19 protein-coding genes are annotated in these 15,847 nt (G+C 51.8%); 14 read left to right on the plus strand and 5 right to left on the minus strand.

The genetic code is table 11. The features are described from left to right. Nucleotides 1-788, minus strand: a 788-nt coding sequence (locus HMPREF9412_RS14825) for a hypothetical protein (RefSeq protein ID WP_009592438.1), incomplete at its 3' end; no start/stop codon positions are given. 236 nt (nucleotides 789-1,024) lie between these two features. Here HMPREF9412_RS14825 and HMPREF9412_RS14830 point away from each other — a divergent pair. The 3 genes from HMPREF9412_RS14830 (at nucleotide 1,025) to HMPREF9412_RS14840 (ending at nucleotide 2,285) form a co-directional block, all read left to right on the plus strand. Further along, nucleotides 1,025-1,228 carry a hypothetical protein gene (locus tag HMPREF9412_RS14830; RefSeq protein WP_009592431.1) on the plus strand — a complete coding sequence of 68 codons (204 nt, stop codon included), beginning with the start codon at nucleotides 1,025-1,027 and terminating at the stop codon, nucleotides 1,226-1,228. Between the two features lie 28 nt (nucleotides 1,229-1,256). After that, nucleotides 1,257-1,532 carry a hypothetical protein gene (locus HMPREF9412_RS14835; RefSeq protein WP_009592441.1) on the plus strand — a complete coding sequence of 92 codons (276 nt, stop codon included), beginning with the start codon at nucleotides 1,257-1,259 and terminating at the stop codon, nucleotides 1,530-1,532. Between the two features lie 126 nt (nucleotides 1,533-1,658). Continuing rightward, nucleotides 1,659-2,285 (plus strand): DedA family protein, encoded by a 627-nt coding sequence (locus HMPREF9412_RS14840; RefSeq protein ID WP_009592440.1) that lies wholly within the window; start codon nucleotides 1,659-1,661, stop codon nucleotides 2,283-2,285. Nucleotides 2,286-2,311: 26 nt separating this feature from the next. Here the strand turns inward: HMPREF9412_RS14840 and HMPREF9412_RS14845 are convergent, their stop codons facing one another. Further along, on the minus strand, nucleotides 2,312-2,533 hold the full coding sequence (locus HMPREF9412_RS14845; protein WP_009592432.1) for a hypothetical protein: 222 nt from the start codon (nucleotides 2,531-2,533) through the stop codon (nucleotides 2,312-2,314). Between the two features lie 244 nt (nucleotides 2,534-2,777). Here HMPREF9412_RS14845 and HMPREF9412_RS14850 point away from each other — a divergent pair, with 244 nt between their 5' ends. The 7 genes from HMPREF9412_RS14850 (at nucleotide 2,778) to HMPREF9412_RS14880 (ending at nucleotide 9,682) form a co-directional block, all read left to right on the plus strand. Then, nucleotides 2,778-5,636 (plus strand): Na+/H+ antiporter subunit A, encoded by a 2,859-nt coding sequence (locus HMPREF9412_RS14850; protein ID WP_009592437.1) that lies wholly within the window; start codon nucleotides 2,778-2,780, stop codon nucleotides 5,634-5,636. Nucleotides 5,637-5,638: 2 nt separating this feature from the next. Beyond that, complete coding sequence (locus tag HMPREF9412_RS14855) at nucleotides 5,639-5,977, plus strand: Na(+)/H(+) antiporter subunit C (protein ID WP_009592433.1); 339 nt, start codon at nucleotides 5,639-5,641, stop codon at nucleotides 5,975-5,977. After that, the gene (locus HMPREF9412_RS14860) at nucleotides 5,970-7,451 is read left to right on the plus strand and encodes a Na+/H+ antiporter subunit D (protein ID WP_009592430.1); all 1,482 of its coding nucleotides are present in this window, start codon (nucleotides 5,970-5,972) and stop codon (nucleotides 7,449-7,451) included. Before HMPREF9412_RS14855 ends, HMPREF9412_RS14860 begins: the two co-directional genes overlap by 8 nt. Nucleotides 7,452-7,456: 5 nt before the next feature. After that, a complete protein-coding gene (locus tag HMPREF9412_RS14865) occupies nucleotides 7,457-7,936 on the plus strand; it encodes a Na+/H+ antiporter subunit E (protein ID WP_009592436.1) in 480 nt (159 codons plus the stop codon). Beyond that, nucleotides 7,933-8,226, plus strand: coding sequence for a Na(+)/H(+) antiporter subunit F1 (locus tag HMPREF9412_RS14870; protein WP_009592424.1), 294 nt, complete (start codon nucleotides 7,933-7,935; stop codon nucleotides 8,224-8,226). Before HMPREF9412_RS14865 ends, HMPREF9412_RS14870 begins: the two co-directional genes overlap by 4 nt. Next, the gene (gene mnhG / locus HMPREF9412_RS14875) at nucleotides 8,210-8,605 is read left to right on the plus strand and encodes a monovalent cation/H(+) antiporter subunit G (protein ID WP_015736053.1); all 396 of its coding nucleotides are present in this window, start codon (nucleotides 8,210-8,212) and stop codon (nucleotides 8,603-8,605) included. Before HMPREF9412_RS14870 ends, mnhG begins: the two co-directional genes overlap by 17 nt. A gap of 195 nt (nucleotides 8,606-8,800) precedes the next feature. Then, on the plus strand, nucleotides 8,801-9,682 hold the full coding sequence (locus HMPREF9412_RS14880) for a GNAT family N-acetyltransferase (RefSeq protein WP_009592442.1): 882 nt from the start codon (nucleotides 8,801-8,803) through the stop codon (nucleotides 9,680-9,682). 88 nt (nucleotides 9,683-9,770) lie between these two features. Here the strand turns inward: HMPREF9412_RS14880 and HMPREF9412_RS14885 are convergent, their stop codons facing one another. Next, nucleotides 9,771-10,424: a TVP38/TMEM64 family protein gene (locus HMPREF9412_RS14885; RefSeq protein WP_009592429.1), complete on the minus strand. Its 654-nt coding sequence runs from the start codon at nucleotides 10,422-10,424 to the stop codon at nucleotides 9,771-9,773. Nucleotides 10,425-10,761: 337 nt separating this feature from the next. Between HMPREF9412_RS14885 and HMPREF9412_RS14890 the strand changes: the two genes are divergently transcribed. Further along, a complete protein-coding gene (locus tag HMPREF9412_RS14890; protein ID WP_009592439.1) occupies nucleotides 10,762-11,628 on the plus strand; it encodes a YitT family protein in 867 nt (288 codons plus the stop codon). A 106-nt stretch (nucleotides 11,629-11,734) separates the two neighbouring features. On the opposite strand, the gene HMPREF9412_RS14895 is transcribed toward HMPREF9412_RS14890, so the two are convergent. Together HMPREF9412_RS14895 and HMPREF9412_RS14900 are read right to left on the minus strand one after the other, a co-directional pair. Then, the gene (locus tag HMPREF9412_RS14895; protein ID WP_009592426.1) at nucleotides 11,735-11,947 is read right to left on the minus strand and encodes a hypothetical protein; all 213 of its coding nucleotides are present in this window, start codon (nucleotides 11,945-11,947) and stop codon (nucleotides 11,735-11,737) included. Between the two features lie 48 nt (nucleotides 11,948-11,995). Beyond that, entirely contained in the window at nucleotides 11,996-12,568 is a 573-nt protein-coding gene (locus HMPREF9412_RS14900; RefSeq protein ID WP_009592423.1) for a thymidine kinase, read from the minus strand. Nucleotides 12,569-12,947: 379 nt separating this feature from the next. Between HMPREF9412_RS14900 and HMPREF9412_RS14905 the strand changes: the two genes are divergently transcribed. The 3 genes from HMPREF9412_RS14905 to HMPREF9412_RS14915 all read left to right on the plus strand — a co-directional run bounded on the left by HMPREF9412_RS14905 (nucleotide 12,948) and on the right by HMPREF9412_RS14915 (nucleotide 15,704). Then, nucleotides 12,948-13,724: an ABC transporter ATP-binding protein gene (locus HMPREF9412_RS14905; protein WP_009592422.1), complete on the plus strand. Its 777-nt coding sequence runs from the start codon at nucleotides 12,948-12,950 to the stop codon at nucleotides 13,722-13,724. A gap of 64 nt (nucleotides 13,725-13,788) precedes the next feature. Further along, nucleotides 13,789-14,808 (plus strand): aliphatic sulfonate ABC transporter substrate-binding protein, encoded by a 1,020-nt coding sequence (locus HMPREF9412_RS14910; protein WP_009592425.1) that lies wholly within the window; start codon nucleotides 13,789-13,791, stop codon nucleotides 14,806-14,808. Nucleotides 14,809-14,846: 38 nt separating this feature from the next. Continuing rightward, a complete protein-coding gene (locus HMPREF9412_RS14915) occupies nucleotides 14,847-15,704 on the plus strand; it encodes an ABC transporter permease (RefSeq protein WP_009592428.1) in 858 nt (285 codons plus the stop codon). The last annotated feature ends 143 nt before the right edge of the window (nucleotides 15,705-15,847 follow it).

Below are 15,847 nucleotides of genomic sequence, written 5' to 3' on the forward strand. Positions count from 1 at the left end.
ACATCGCTATTCTGAAAGTTGACCCTCTTCTCTTGACGCCGCGGCTCGGTTTGAGCGGTTCTGACCCGATCCTGCAGATCCCGGATCATTGCATCAATGGCCATGCGTGCTGCAGGAATCTTCTCATAGGTCCAGGCATTAAAACGCTTCTGGCCATGATTCACGGCAAAATGGGGGGAGGTGCAAATGTCCAGCTCTTCACGCGGCAGCGGGACGCGGAAGAAAGCGCCCCATAGCTTGGCACTGTATTCATGCCAGCCGAATAATTGCACATATACGGTATCGAACCAGGCGCGTTCATTCGGAATCGGCACATGCTCGGTACCGGTATTGGGAGCATGGTGAAGCATCCGGCCAAGAAAGCGGTCCGAGAATTGTTGATATTCGTATGTATACATCAGCATTTCATGCCAGACCTCATCGACGTCCTTGCTGAACATCGGTACGCGGTCCAACACGGCGCACATGATAAAGAAACGTTTAAGCTCCTGCCATCTCCATTCATATTCCTGTTCGGACATGTCAGGATGCTCACTCATCACGCGCTGTTTCAGCATGCTCTGATAAGTATCGGGCAGCGCGGCCTCCAGTCTGCCGACAAGCTCGCTTGCCGGGCTTCCGGCCTTGACGATCGGCGGCAGCTCCGGTATTTTCCCTCGTCGAGGCTTATTTCCATCAGGGACCAGCTGGCTATTTTGTTTGCGTAACGAGCGTTTAACGAAAAAAGAAATAATCCATACATCCACCACGATGAATACAATGAGCAGTATCCAGGTTGTTGAGTTCATACATGCTCCTCCTGTCTATTTTGGTATGCGGAGGCGGACTATCATTTCTCTCCATGTGTAAATTATTGCAAATGTATCGCAGGTTGGCAATCGAAATTCTGGATTCGGCTATAGCGGCCATAACTTGAATATTGGGTGTTCTTTATGATACATTCCGTGTGTGCCGGAGAGTTTGTTGATCATGAAGGTCTACGATCATATGGGCGGCAATTATGTTTACTTATAGGAGCATACATATGTTAACAGGTTGGAAACTATCTGTATTAGGTATTATTATTGTGGGCATTACAGGCATTATAGCGTCCGTTACCGGTCTGATCGAGCCTGGCCGTGCCGCCGCACTCTTCGTGGTATTCGTGCTTTTTATCGGGGCGCTGGAGCTGCTGGAACGAATGAAGAGCCGCAGGAAGAAGAAGGGAGACATGCGATCTTCCAAGTGAGAATATGAAGACAGCAAGGAGGGAGCTTGTGAATTGGGTAGCCGTACAGCCGTACTACAAAATCAACCGAATCGTGGACGGCATTGAACAACGAACGGAAGAGCAAGGGCGGGAGATGTTCCTGTACGAGGATCGAATCGTAACCCAATACCGGGAGTTTCCGATCCGGCAGGTGTTTGACCTGTCCTATCGGCCGATGGGAGACGGCGGAGGTTTCTTGTACCTGCATACCCAGCAAGGGGTGTATTCGTACACGGTGAAGGAGGATCCGGGGTCCTTCATTTCGGCGTTTAAAAATCTCTGAACGAACATAATCCCAAACAAACCTGGTCTCAGGTCCAGTTCATATCCTCGTCTACAGCACGTTTGCGAAGGCCGCGTTGTCGTATAAGCTGATATATATTCCAGGGACGGATTAGGGGGCCAGGGCGTGGATACGCTATTGAATTTTATTGAACAAATCGGGCATTACGCATTATTCTTTGTATTATGCCTGGGATTGGTCGGGCTTCCCGTGCCGAATGAAGTCGTGGCCATGACTGGCGGAGCGTTGGCGGCATCCGGGATATTATCGCCGGCCCCGTCTTTTATCATGACCTTTCTCGGCGTGTGCTCGGGATCGACGGTCGGTTTCATGCTTAGCCGCTTTACCGCCAGCAAGCTATTAAACCGCGTAGGGGAAAAGTCGAAGATTCGCCAGTTTCTCGATGTATCCGAACGCTTGACCCGCCAATATGGCAATTACGCCATATGCATCAGCGCCTTTTTGCCCATCCTGCGCAATGTTACTCCGTATGCGGTCGGGATGAAGGGAATGCCGTATCGCCGGTTTGCGATCTACTCGTATACCGCGTCCTTGGTGTGGACCACCGGTTATTTTTCTTTGGGCATGTTTGTCGGCGATCAGGTCGTCGATCATATTGGCGTGCTGATTAACCGGTATGGATATTATGCAGCTGGAATCGTTGCGGCGCTGGCCATCATCCTGATCATTTCGTGGTGGATGCGAAGAAATAAACGAAGCAAGGAGAATAATGAGATCCAATTTCATGGATAGTCCTACGGATTGGGTTCTGCGATAGCTTAAGGCTGATCCGGCAAGGTCTCGGGTGAATGGCGAATGATTTTCACGTATTCCCGAGGAGAGAACAAGAGGGATCCTCCTTGGGAATGCTGCATGTGATATACGCCGTTTGACGGGTTTTCCTGAAGGTAGGCGGACTGCGTGCGTAGATTCGTCACGATGGCCGCCGTTAATATCACGAGAAAGACGAAGGCGCAAACTGCCGCTTTTTTGATCATCATGGGAACCACTCCTTTACATACAGTAATTTCCCGAGAGCCTCCACTTCATTCCCCGACATACCCTTTGACAAAGCTTTGATCTCAAGATATACTGATTTTCAGTGTGATTCGAAAAAATACCATATGGTTTTACCTGGAGGAGCCTGCCAACAGCGGGCTCTTTTTGTGTTTTTTTGGACTTATGCCTAAATTATGGGGAAATACTACTAATGAAGGAAAAATCGGACTATAGGAGGAGTAGACTTTGTCTTTGCTGCACATCGCCGTTTTGGCACCTTTTATCGTAGCGCTTGTGGTTATGCTGACCTACAAGCTCATCGGCCGCGTCCACACCGGATGGGTGGTTTTGCCGGTCCCGGTTGTCCTGTTCGCCTATTTTTTGGGACTTATCCCAACCATTCAGGGAGGTGAACAGCTCCAAGCCGTCCTGGAATGGATCCCAAGCGCGGGAATAAACTTTACCGTTTATTTGGATGGATTAAGCTTGATTTTTGCACTATTAATATCCGGCATTGGTTCCCTCGTTGTCCTGTACTCTATCTTTTATATGGATAAAAACAAGGAAGCGGTCCACAGATTCTATGTGTACCTGCTTCTGTTCATGGGCGCCATGCTGGGTGTCGTGCTCTCCGATAATCTGATGGTGCTGTACGGCTTCTGGGAACTGACCAGTATCTCGTCCTTCCTGCTGATTGCATTCTGGCATCATCGGGACCGCTCCAGATACGGAGCCTTGAAATCCATGCTCATCACCGTATTCGGCGGACTTGCCATGTTCGCGGGGTTTATCCTGCTTTATGCCATGACAGGCACCTTTAGCGTACGGGAGATCGTCGCCGATGTAGGGAGCATTGCCGGAGATGCGATGTTTATTCCGGCCATGATTCTGATCCTGCTCGGGGCCTTCACCAAGTCCGCGCAGTTTCCGTTCCATATCTGGCTGCCGGATGCGATGGAAGCACCGACCCCGGTAAGTGCTTATCTGCACTCCGCGACCATGGTGAAGGCCGGGATCTATTTGGTGGCCCGGTTTAGTCCGGTGTTTGCCGGGCAGGCGTCCTGGTTCTGGATCGTAGCGATAACGGGCTTGACCACGCTGATTTATGCTTCGATCCGCGCGATCAAGCAGACGGATCTAAAAGCGCTGCTGGCGTTCTCCACCATCAGCCAATTGGGGCTGATCATGAGCTTGCTCGGCCTAGGCTCTGCCGCCGCTTATTATGGAGACGGCGTGGACACGCTGCTCTACGCGAAAGCGACGACGGCGGCCATCTTTCATCTGATGAATCATGCCATATTCAAGGGCGCCTTGTTTATGGTCGTCGGCATCGTGGACCATGAGACGGGCACCCGGGATCTGCGGAAGCTCGGCGGGCTGGTGTCGCTCATGCCGATTACGTTTACCGTGGCGGTCATAGGGGCTTTTTCCATGGCCGGGTTGCCTCCGTTCAACGGATTCTTGAGTAAAGAGATGTTCTTTACGGCGGTCCTTCAGGCCTCAGACATGAATTTCTGGAATGCAGAGACCTGGGGCATACTGATCCCGGTCGTCGCCTGGATTGCCAGCGTGTTTACGTTCCTGTACAGCATGATCCTGGTCTTCAAAACCTTCACCGGACGCTTCCAGCCTGAAAAGCTGGAGAAGAAGCCGCACGAAGCTCCACTGGGAATGCTGATTCCCCCGGTCATTCTGGCATCGCTCGCCATCGTGTTCGGCTTGTTTCCGAACCTGTTGTCCCAAACGCTCATCGAACCGGCGATGGCCGCGATTCATCCAGGGCTGCTTGGGGCGGAGGATCGTTTTCACGTACACATCGAAATGTGGCACGGCTGGACGACGGAGATTTTCATGACCATCGGCATCATTGTTCTCGGTACCGTGCTGTATAAGCTTCACGGCAGAGCTCGAATAATGAATACATCGCTGATGAAGCGATGGACATGGAACAAGCTGTATGACGGGGGATTGCGAGTCCTCGAAAGAGGCGGCGAAACGCTGACCTCAACCTACATGACAGGCTCTCTCCGTCATTACGTGATGTATATTTTCGTATTTTTTATAGCCGTTCTTGGCGGGGGGCTTCTGCTGGTCGACAATATCGGGTTTGATAGGACCGCTTACGCGCCGATGTCCTTCTATGAGGCCGTTGCCATACTCGGCCTGGTCATTCCGGTCATCGCGCTGCCGTTCGTCCGGACGCGACTGATGGCGATCATATTGACCGGTGCTGCCGGTTACATGGTGACTCTGTTCTTCGTCCTGTTCCGGGCGCCGGATTTGGCGCTGACCCAGATGGTCGTCGAGACGGTATCCGTGATGCTGTTCCTGCTCTGTTTCTATCATCTGCCGAAGCTGAAGCGGGAGAAGGTGCCGATGAGCTTGAAATGGAGAAATCTGCTTATTTCGGCAGGCGTCGGTGCTGTCGTGACCTTGATCGCCCTGGCTGCGAGCAGCGGCAGAACCTTCGACTCCATTGCGGATTACTTCATTCAAGAGAGCTATCGCTCCGCCGGCGGCAAAAATATCGTCAACGTCATTCTGGTGGATTTCCGAGGCTTTGATACCCTGCTTGAAATCACGGTTCTGGGCATTGCATCCCTTGGAATTTATGCCTTGATCAAAATCGATTTGGGTGAAGGGATTCTGGGAGAGCGGGATCGTTATGAAGGGGCATATCTGCCCAACAGCAATGATGTCATTCTTCGAACCGTATCCAAGGTGGTTATTTTTATCGTGGTAACCTTCTCCTGGTTCCTGTTCAACTCGGGGCACCATGAGCCGGGCGGCGGATTTATCGGAGGTCTGATGACCTCTGCGGCACTGGTTCTGTTATCCATGGCTTTCGGCATGGATATGACCCGCAAGATCGTGCCCTTCGAGTTCCGAAAGGTTACGGCGGCGGGGCTTGCCATCGCCCTGCTTACGGGGATCGGCTCCTTTGCCTTTAACGCACCGTTCTTAAGTCATTCCTTCGGTTATTTCAACCTGCCGCTTCTCGGGAAAACGGAGCTGGCTACTGCGGTTCTCTTCGACCTCGGCGTTTATTTGGCCGTAGTCGGCGTGACGATGACCATCATCAATTCGATCGGGAGGGATAACTGACCATGGAACTATATATGTCGCTTGCCATCGGAATTATTTTCGCGGTTGGGATCTACCAGATCTTATCCAAAAGCCTGCTGCGGATCATTCTCGGCACGTCGCTGTTAACCCACGGCGTCCATCTGCTGCTGCTCACCATGTCAAGGCTGAAGACCGGGGCTGCCCCGCTGCTTGGCGAGGAGGCTTCCTCTTACGTTGATCCGGTTCCGCAAGCATTGATACTGACGTCCATCGTCATCAGCTTTGGCGTCACGTCGTTCTTTTTCGTACTGGCTTATAAAGCATATCAACGCTTGGGCACGGACAACATGGAGGAGTTAAGGGGGACGGACGATGAATAACGTGATTGTGCTTCCGCTCCTGATTCCTTTGGTTACGGCCGTCATTCTTATTTTCTGTTCCAAATACGTCCGCGCGCAGCGGTGGATCAGTGCGGTTAGTATTCTAATCAACCTGCTTGGCGCCCTGTTCATCGTCAACCAGGTGAGTAACGAAGGCATCCAGACGCTTCATATGGGCGGATGGCAGCCGCCGTACGGGATCGTGTTCGTGGCGGATATGCTGGCGGCACTGCTGGTGCTTACGACGCTGATCGTTGCCGCAGCCTGCCTGTTCTATGCTTTTCGGAGCATCGGGGAAGAGAGAGAGAAGCATTACTTCTATCCCTTTTTTCAATTTTTGCTGGCCGGCGTGATCGGATCGTTTCTGACGGGGGATCTGTTCAACCTGTTTGTCTGCTTTGAGGTCATGCTGATCGCTTCCTATGCGCTGATCGTTCTGGGCGGAACCAAGCGGCAGCTGAGGGAAACCTTGAAGTACATGCTGATTAACATTATTTCATCCACCTTGTTTGTTGCAGCCGTAGCTTATTTATACGGCACGGTCGGCACGCTGAACATGGCGCATCTGTCCCTGCGCGTGGGTGAAGTGCAGCAGGACGGAATATTGTCGGTCATTGGCCTTTTGTTCCTGATCGTATTCGCACTGAAGGCGGGCTTGTTCCTGTTCTTCTGGCTGCCCGGTTCCTACAGCGCACCTCCGGCGGCCGTAACGGCTCTGTTCGGCGCCCTGCTGACGAAGGTCGGGTTATATGCGATTATCCGAACCTTTACGCTGATCTTCCATCACGATACCGGCAACATTCACGCCGTCATCGGCTGGATGGCTGCGGCCACGCTCGTTCTGGGCAGTATGGGCGCGGTTGCGTATAAGGATCTCGGACGCATCCTGAATTACAACATCATCATTAGCGTGGGCTTCATCGCCTTTGGTGTAGCAGTGGCCTCCTCCGATTCCTTAAACGGAGCCGTGTTCTATTTGATGCATGATATGATCGCTAAGGCGCTGCTCTTTATTCTGGGCGGCATCATCATGGCGAGCGCGGGCGCGAGCAAGCTGAGCGATATGGGCGGCCTGATGAAGCGGCATCCCCTGGTGGGGTGGATGTTCTTCATCGTGGCGCTGGCGCTGGTCGGCATCCCGCCGCTTAGCGGATTCCTTGGCAAGGTCCTTATCGTTCGCGGCGGACTGAGCGAGGGGCATTATGCGCTGACGGGATTGGCGCTGGCATCAAGCCTGGCGGTGCTCTACTCCCTGATCAAAGTGTTTATGGGAGCATTCTGGGGCGAATCGCCAGGGCCTAACGAATCGCGGCCGGTCAGAATCCATCGGACCGCTTATGCGGGAGCGATCGGGCTTGCGATCATAGTGATTGTCCTGGGAGTCGGTTCAGAATGGGTATATACCTATACCTCCCAAGCAGGCGCCGTATTATCCGATCCGTCACTATACATTCAAGCCGTATTAAAGGAGTAGTGGATATGGGCCATCAAATCCTGTTGAATATCATCATTGCCATTGTCTGGATGTTCCTGAACAGCAACTGGTCTCCCCAGCAATTCATTGTTGGGTACCTGATCGGCATCTTGCTCATTTATATGCTGCGGCGCTTCTGGCCGAACGACTTCTATTTGCGCAAGCTGTGGTCCATCCTGATGCTGCTGCTCCTGTTTCTAAGCGAACTGTTTAAGTCGAGCGTCACGGTCATCGGTCAGATCATAAGACCGAAGCTGAACGTTCGTCCCGGCATCTTCGCTTACTCCACGGAGCTGAAATCCGATTGGGAGATCACGGTGCTATCGTGCCTGATCTGCTTGACGCCAGGAACGCTTACCCTGGAAGTGTCGCGCGATGGTCAGACGCTTTACATTCATGCGATGGATATCGAGGACGTCGAAGAGCTGTCGAATCAGATTCGCGGTACCTTCGAACGGGCGATCAAGGAGGTGACCCGCACATGATCCAGAGCATGCTGATTGCTTCGCTGGTGATTTTGTCGCTTGCCATCCTGGGCTGCTTGTATCGCTTGATCAAGGGACCCTCCATGAACGACCGGATCATGTCGCTCGATACGATCGGAATCATCCTGTTGTCCATGATCGCCGTGTTATGCATGCTCTTCCGGACAACGGTCTATTTCGACATCATATTGCTGATCGGAATTCTAACGTTTATCGGAACGACCGCACTCGCCAGATATATCGAAAGGGGTGACGTCATTGAACGCACAAACGATGAGTCAGATCGGTGAGTTTCTGATTGCGCTGATGGTGCTGCTCGGAGCTTTACTCGGCGCATTGAGCGCATTCGGCCTGATTCGCCTGCCGGATGTGTACATGAGATCCCACGCAGCCACGAAGAGCGCTACCCTTGGCGTCCTCTTTATTCTTGCGGGCGCATTTCTATATTTCACCTTTTACTTGGAGCATGTCAGCGCGAAGCTGCTGCTGGGGATCGTGTTCGTATTCATTACGGGTCCGGTTGCAGGCCACTTGAACGGGAGGGCGGCTTACCGATCCGGCGTCTCCATGTGGGAGAAAAGCGTTCATGATGACCTGAAGCCTGCTCTCAAGCGCGAACGTGAACGCATGCGCGATTCCCGGAAGGCCGAACATTCCGAGAAAGGATGACCGCGAACCGTAAACAAGGTCCCGATGAATAATCGAGAAGATGAGATGGGCTTTCCAAGCATATGGGAAGCCCATTTCTGGTTTCATGCTTGGCTCACGGATATCATTTTGTGGTAAAATTGACCAAAACGGGTTCGCGGAGTGGTTGGATATCACGCTAGGAAAGCTGATCCTGAACAAGGAGAATGTGTACAGATGGTATTGGATACAGATCAAACGAAATTAAGAGAGCTGTCTTCCTTTCTTGCCCGAATGAACGGGGATCGTCATCATCATGTCGGATATTGCGGCGAACAGGAAGGGGAGATTTATAGCACACTGCTGGAAGATTTTTCGGAAAATGGCCGGCTGAGCAGCCAGCGATTTACCGTGATCTATGATCAAGATCAGATGGTAGGCGCATTGGGATTCGATGTGGACGAAGAAGAGGGAACTGCTGAGATATGGGGACCTTTTATCGATGCACAAGGCGAGCTTTGGCATCGATTGGCGAAGGAGCTATGGGTTGAAGGAACAACGAAGCTGAATGGCGATGTAACACGCTATTTCGGATTTTATAATGCAGCTCATCTGTCCGCTGCGAGGTTTATGGAGGACAAAGGGGGAAGAAAGACAGGTGTGCATCATGTACTGAGAATCCAAAAATCCACCTTGTTAACGAATGCCGCGTCTGAATTGCAGGATATCACGCCCGAGTATTGGGATGAGTTCGCGGATCTGCATGGCAAGGCCTTCCCGAATACCTATCTCAGCTCGGAGTCTATTTTGCAGAAGCTGGATGAGGATCACCGGCTCTTCATACTTACGGAAGAAGGCCGTTTCGCCGGGTATGTGTATGTGGAGGGAAACCCTGAATTTCAGGAAGGAAATATAGAGTACATCGCGGTATCCGAACATTTTCGGCGCAAAGGCTATGGCCGGATCCTGCTTGATCAAGCGCTCCATTATTTGTTCCAGGTCCTGCAGCTGGAAGAAATCTCGCTATGCGTGGACCAGGACAATGCAGGGGCGCTCCAGCTGTATCAACGTTCGGGCTTTGAGACGGTACATAAACTGGCGTCATACGTATTGGAGTGAACATGATGATATCCAACATAGCACGCCCATAAATAACAAGACCCGCCCATCCCAGCAATCGGGACCGGCGGGTCTTCTTGTTAAACATCTAACGCTTCTTCTTTTTACTGCTGATGACGACGCTTCCGGGCTGATCATCGTGATGGTAACGGTTTTCCATCTTTTTGCCGGCCAGCCACAACAGCCAGAGGACGACGGCCGCGATAAGAATGCGCCAAGGCTGCTGGATAAAGGCCTGCCAGTCATGTCCAATGAATGCCACCATGAAGATCATCACGGATTTGCCTGCCATAACGGCGATCGTGAACGTTGTAGCCGATACCGTGCTAATGCCGGATGCGATATTGATCAGCGAGGAAGGCGTAAAGGGAAAGCAGTACAGGATGAAGATCGGCGTAAAGCCCTTATCTTCAATCCAATGGAAGAAACGCTGGGATCCCGGCATTCTTTTTTGTATAAGCAATCCCAGTTTGCCTCCCAGCTTGCGAACGATCCAAAACACCGTGACGGATCCAAGGCAAACGCCGATCCAGGACAGCAGGAATCCCCACCATAAACCATAAGCTGCGGAGTTTCCCATCACCAGGACGATGAGGGGCAGAAAGGGGAGAAACGCCTCTATAAATGGAAGCAAAATACCCGGAATGGGACCCAGCCGCGAGTACTGCTGCAGCCATCCCTGCACTTGATCCATGTCAATTTCTTTCATATGGGTCCACACGTTCTGAAGCCATTCCAACATGATGAGTAAATCCTCTCCCTGCCTGGGGTAAAATTATGTATTTTCTCGTCGATCGCGGATGGAATATATTATAGCATAACCGGAATCAATATTATAAATTGCAAGTATTGGCCCTACCTGGTTCCAGTCGATTCGGTCATGCCCCGCAGCGATGGGTCAGGAATAGATCGAAAGGTTGATGGGGCGGGACTGTACTCCTTAGTCCGGGGGGACCCGACCATGGTCTGAAAGATCCATGTGACATGGTGTGTCAACATTGACACGCCATTCCTTTTTTTAATACAATGGTTCTTCGACAGGCTTTATCGTGTGAAAAATGATACAAAAGGAGAATGGCATGGTCAAAAATCACAAAAAACTGACAGTCGGCGAAATTTTGAAACGGTTCATCTTTATCACCGTCGGTGCAATTCTGATGGCCGTGGCGCTTGAGATCTTCCTGGTGCCCAATGAAATCATCGATGGTGGAATTACCGGTATTTCCATCGTATTATCATCGATTACGCCCATCAAATTGGGGGTATTCCTGTTTATCATCAACTTACCGTTTCTGTTTATCGGCTACAAGCAGATTGGCAAAACGTTTGCGTTTTCCACGCTGTACGGGATCGTGGTGCTGTCGGTAGCGACAACCTTCCTGCATCATGTAGATCCGTTTACGAACGAGAAGATTTTGGCGGTATTATTCGGCGGATTGGTCCTGGGCCTCGGGGTCGGTCTCGTCATCCGTTACGGCGGTGCGCTTGACGGGACGGAGATCGTAGCCATCCTGCTGTCCAAGAAGCTGCGAATGCCGGTCGGTCAGATCATCATGATCATCAACGTCTTTATATTTATTACCGCAGGGTTTGTATTCGGTGCAGATTCGGCGATGTATTCGATCTTCTCTTACTACATAGCGGCAAAAGTGATGGATATTGTGGTAGAGGGCTTGGACGAGTCCAAATCCGTTACGATTATATCCAACGAATATGAGGAAATTTCGAGTGCCATCATGCAGCGTCTGGGACGCAGCACGACCATGATCTATGCCAAGGGCGGATATTCGAAAGAGGACACGCAGATGATTTATTGCGTCATCACCAGGCTGGAGATTGCGAAGCTGAAGACCGTGGTGCAGGAGATTGACAAGAACGCATTTATATCGATCCAAAATGTAGCGGACGTGCTGGGCGGAAGCATGGCAAAGTCCGATATTCATTAGGGACACGATTACGCTATCGTTTTGATATGCTTATTAACAAGCGGCGGCCCTCTGCAGATTTGGTTCTGCAGAGGGCCGCTGTTTTCGTGTTCGGCAATCCGGCGGATCACTTCCGTACTTCAAAAAACTCGCATTCGTCCCGCTTGTGATAGCCGAGCGAACTGACGCTGGATTGCGTAATGACGGTATCGTCGGTGAAACGGATGACAAGACTCCCCGAATCAATCAAATGATTATCCTTGAAGATGCGTATACGGATCTGCTGCTCCATGACTTCCTGAAAGTCCTGGTCGGTCAATAACGGTCTGACGATCGGCATGGATGACCAACTCCTAACGTAAAAAGGTGGTTTGATTGCGATAACGTCTTATGCTAAAGGGGGATTGGTATGGCATTTGCGGCAGACAGGGAAGTAGGTATCATTCCCGCCGATCAGGATCTGTTCGCCGGCATAGACGGGCTTGCCGTCGATGACGCGAAGGTTCATGATCGCTTTGCGCTCGCAGAACCAGCAGATCGTCTTCATTTCCTCGATTTTATCGGCGTAAATCAGCATCCAGCGGCTGCCTTCAAACAGCTCGTTGCGGAAGTCGTTCTTTAGTCCGAAGCCCATGACAGGCACGTTAAGCTCATCGACGATCCGAACGAGCTGGAGGATGCTGTCCTTGGACAGGAACTGGCATTCGTCAACAAGAACGCAGTAGGGCTTCGGCTGATGATCCTTCACGATCCCGTAGATATCGGTCGTATCGGATATAGGTATCGCTTCACGGCGCAGGCCGATTCGCGACGATACATAACCGACGGCATCCCGGTCATCGATAGCGGACGTAAAGAGAAGCACCGGTTTGTTCTGTTCTTCGTAGTTATGGGCGACTTTCAAAATCTCGATGGATTTGCCACTGTTCATGGAGCCATACTTGAAAAATAATTGAGCCATGCTTTCGTTCCCTTCCTATAGGTGCAATGTTGCTTTTATAAGCGTAATGGTGCAAAATTCGTTATTCTTACTATATAAGATATGACATGCAGAGTATATTGTCGCATTATTGGGAGGTATTTGTCCATTGCTGAAGGTGAATATATTCTGACAAACCTGTTAGCAGGGAACGAAAAAAAGGTTTGACAACCATTACCAGCAGTTGTAATATAACGGCATACCAAATGAATACCAAGATTATCGACCAGATAACTGGAGATATCACGCGAAGGAACAAGTACGACGGTTGAGCGTACTTTGACCAGCTTGATATCTCTTTTTTTTCATTCTTAACCAAGTAAACAGGTATGAATAATTATAATACGGGATGGTGAGGCAAATGTCAGCAGACACGTTGATTATTCAACAGGTTAACAAAATTTTTCAAGCACCGACAGGGAGTGTTACGGCGCTGAAAGGCATTGACTTGCGGGTTCGTAAGGGGGAATTCATCACATTGATCGGACCGAGCGGCTGCGGGAAGAGCACCTTGCTCAAAATCGTTGCGGGCCTGGATACATCGTACGAGGGAAGCGTCCTGCTGAATGACAAGCCGATATCGGGCCCAAGCATCGAGAAGGGGTTTATTTTTCAAGAGCCGCGCTTGTTTCCATGGCTGACGGTGGAGAAAAATATCGCAGGCAATTTATCGCTGAAGCAGAAGGATGTCCGCAAAAAGGTGGATGAATTCATTGAGCTCGTTCGGCTGAAAGGCTTTGAGAAGGCATATCCCAGGGAGCTGTCGGGAGGGATGGCCCAGCGGGTAGCCATCGCCAGGGCGCTGCTGCGGAATCCGGACGTGCTGCTGCTGGATGAACCTTTTGGCGCGCTGGATGCGTTCACTCGCTCCCATATGCAGGAGGTGCTGCTGGACATCTGGCAAAATAACCGCACGACCATGCTCTTTGTTACCCATGATCTGGATGAGGCTGTGTTTCTTGGCGAGCGGGTCGTCATTATGAACCCGAGACCGGGCCATATTCGTTCCATCCTGCCGATCGATCTGCCGTTTCCGCGGAAAAGGACCGGCTCCTCCTTCCAGGAGCTGCGAACCAAAGTGCTGCGAGAGTTCGAGAAAGTGGAAGAACCGGAGTTCGATACCGGTGCAGGAATTTAATCGGTCCAGGGTTATCGAGCGTCAAACCAAATGAACGATAGAAAACAGAGGAGAGAATCTGATCATGCATACAAAGAAAAAGAACGTCGCCATTATGCTATTGCTTATCCTTTCCGTCTTCGCATCCGGCTGCGCCGGAGCAAACAGCCAGCCCGCGGCTGGAGCCGTTAAGAAGGGAGCAGACGGCAAATACACAGATTTGACCGTACGGCTCGGGGTCCAGGGAAGCGGCGGTTTGTTTGGCAAGGCGCGCGAGGAGAGATGGTTCGAGGAGGAGTTCGGCAAGCTAGGCGTCAAGGTGGAGTGGGCAGAGTTTCAGAGCGGTCCTCCCATGACCGAAGCGATGGCTTCGAATCGTCTGGACTTTGCGGGGCTTGGCAATATGCCGATTATCGCCGCCCAGGCGGCCGATATTCCGTTTAAGGTCATCTCCCAGAGCTTGCACGGCCAGAAGAATGTGGCCATCATCGTGCCGCCGGACAGCCCTGCGCAGACCCTCAGTGATCTGAAGGGAAAGAAGGTAGCGGTAACCAAAGGGAGCAATGCCTTTAACTTTTTGTACCGGGGATTGGCGGATCAAGGACTCAAGGTATCCGACATCGAAATCATTCAGCTTCAGCCCGACGAAGCCCAGCCTGCATTCGAATCGGGCGGCGTCGATGCTTGGGCAACCTGGGACCCTTACATCACCTTGAACACGCTGACAGGCAAAGGCAAAGTGCTGGCCGACGGCGAGCAGCTTGGCGTCCTGTCGCCTTCGTTCAATATCGTGCGGAAGGATTTTGCCGATCAATATCCGGACCTGGTCACGCTCTATCTGACCGTGCTGAACAAAACTCTCGCCTGGGAGAAAGAAAACGAAGCGGAGGCGATTAAACGTTATGCCGATGAGCGCGGCATCCCGCAGGAAGTCATTCAAGGCACGTTTGACCGTTCAAGGTCGATCAACATTCCCGTAACGGATGACATCATCGCGGAGCAGCAGAAAACCGCCGACTTCCAATTCGAGCAAAAAACGATCCGCAAAAAAATCCAGGTCAAAGACGTGTTTGATAATCAGTATATTGAAGCTGCAACCCAATAAGGGGGCACATCATCTGAAATTGAAAGGAGGTAGCGCTTATGCTCCCGGAAGGGATCAGCAAAGTGACCGCCGACCCCGTCGAAACCCGTCTCCGTCATAAGCGGATTGACCGCAGGTTCCTGTTTAAACTTACCCATGCATGGATCGGCTGGCTTGTTCCGCTCTTTATCATCATCGTGTGGCAGGCGGCTGGGGCCATGGGTTGGCTCAATCCGATCCTGCTTCCGACTCCACTCGATATCTGGAAGGAATTCGTTCATTTAACAAGCTCCGGCGAGCTGATTCGGCATCTGGGTATTTCATCCTGGCGAGCGCTGCTCGGGTTTCTGCTCGGCGGCAGCCTCGGTTTGGCCGCGGGGATATGGGTTGGTTTCTCGTACAAGGCCGAGCGGCTTGTCGATCCTTCCTTGCAAATGCTGCGGACGCTTCCCCATCTGGCCATTGCGCCGCTGTTCATCCTATGGTTCGGTTTCGGGGAAACCTCGAAAATCCTGCTTATTGCCAAGGGCTCGTTCTTTCCGCTCTACGTGAACACATTCCTCGGCATTCGCTCCGTGGATAACAGGCTGTTTGACGTAGCCCGCGTCCTGCAATTCAGCCGTTGGGATATGATCCGCAGGCTGATCGTTCCCGCTTCGCTGCCCCATATTTTCCTCGGTATCCGCCTCTCGATCGGGGTGGCCTGGCTTGGCCTGGTTGTGGCGGAGCTGATGGGTTCCAGTTCCGGCATCGGTTATATCATCAATGACGCGCGTTCCTTCTCCTGGACCACGGTGGTCTTCGTCGGAATTTTGGTGTTTGCGCTCGTCGGGAAGCTGTCGGATTCCCTCGTCAAAGGGCTCGAAGGCAGACTTTTGCGTTGGCAGGACAGCTATAAGGGAGGCGACCCATCATGAGAAGTCATGCAGCCACCTCAGAAACAGGGAGGCGGGACTGGCTGAAGGTCATTCCAAAGCCCCTCCATGCCTGGCTTGTGCCCGCAGCGGTCTTGGCTTTATGGCAGGCAGCCGGCGGATTTGGCTGGATTTCGGCGTCCCTG

The organism is Paenibacillus sp. HGF5 (genome assembly GCF_000204455.1).
GTDB lineage: Bacteria > Bacillota > Bacilli > Paenibacillales > Paenibacillaceae > Paenibacillus_AQ > Paenibacillus_AQ lautus_A.

Bases quoted from the DNA above. Each gene is read 5' to 3' on its own strand.
- HMPREF9412_RS14830 (WP_009592431.1), top strand. From the start codon at position 1,025: ATGTTAACAGGTTGGAAACTATCTGTATTAGGTATTATTATTGTGGGC.
- HMPREF9412_RS14845 (WP_009592432.1), bottom strand. From the start codon at position 2,533: ATGATGATCAAAAAAGCGGCAGTTTGCGCCTTCGTCTTTCTCGTGATA.
- HMPREF9412_RS14855 (WP_009592433.1), top strand. From the start codon at position 5,639: ATGGAACTATATATGTCGCTTGCCATCGGAATTATTTTCGCGGTTGGG.
- HMPREF9412_RS14860 (WP_009592430.1), top strand. From the start codon at position 5,970: ATGAATAACGTGATTGTGCTTCCGCTCCTGATTCCTTTGGTTACGGCC.
- HMPREF9412_RS14865 (WP_009592436.1), top strand. From the start codon at position 7,457: ATGGGCCATCAAATCCTGTTGAATATCATCATTGCCATTGTCTGGATG.
- HMPREF9412_RS14870 (WP_009592424.1), top strand. From the start codon at position 7,933: ATGATCCAGAGCATGCTGATTGCTTCGCTGGTGATTTTGTCGCTTGCC.
- mnhG (WP_015736053.1), top strand. From the start codon at position 8,210: ATGAGTCAGATCGGTGAGTTTCTGATTGCGCTGATGGTGCTGCTCGGA.
- HMPREF9412_RS14880 (WP_009592442.1), top strand. From the start codon at position 8,801: ATGGTATTGGATACAGATCAAACGAAATTAAGAGAGCTGTCTTCCTTT.
- HMPREF9412_RS14885 (WP_009592429.1), bottom strand. From the start codon at position 10,424: ATGTTGGAATGGCTTCAGAACGTGTGGACCCATATGAAAGAAATTGAC.
- HMPREF9412_RS14890 (WP_009592439.1), top strand. From the start codon at position 10,762: ATGGTCAAAAATCACAAAAAACTGACAGTCGGCGAAATTTTGAAACGG.
- HMPREF9412_RS14895 (WP_009592426.1), bottom strand. From the start codon at position 11,947: ATGCCGATCGTCAGACCGTTATTGACCGACCAGGACTTTCAGGAAGTC.
- HMPREF9412_RS14900 (WP_009592423.1), bottom strand. From the start codon at position 12,568: ATGGCTCAATTATTTTTCAAGTATGGCTCCATGAACAGTGGCAAATCC.
- HMPREF9412_RS14905 (WP_009592422.1), top strand. From the start codon at position 12,948: ATGTCAGCAGACACGTTGATTATTCAACAGGTTAACAAAATTTTTCAA.
- HMPREF9412_RS14910 (WP_009592425.1), top strand. From the start codon at position 13,789: ATGCATACAAAGAAAAAGAACGTCGCCATTATGCTATTGCTTATCCTT.
- HMPREF9412_RS14915 (WP_009592428.1), top strand. From the start codon at position 14,847: ATGCTCCCGGAAGGGATCAGCAAAGTGACCGCCGACCCCGTCGAAACC.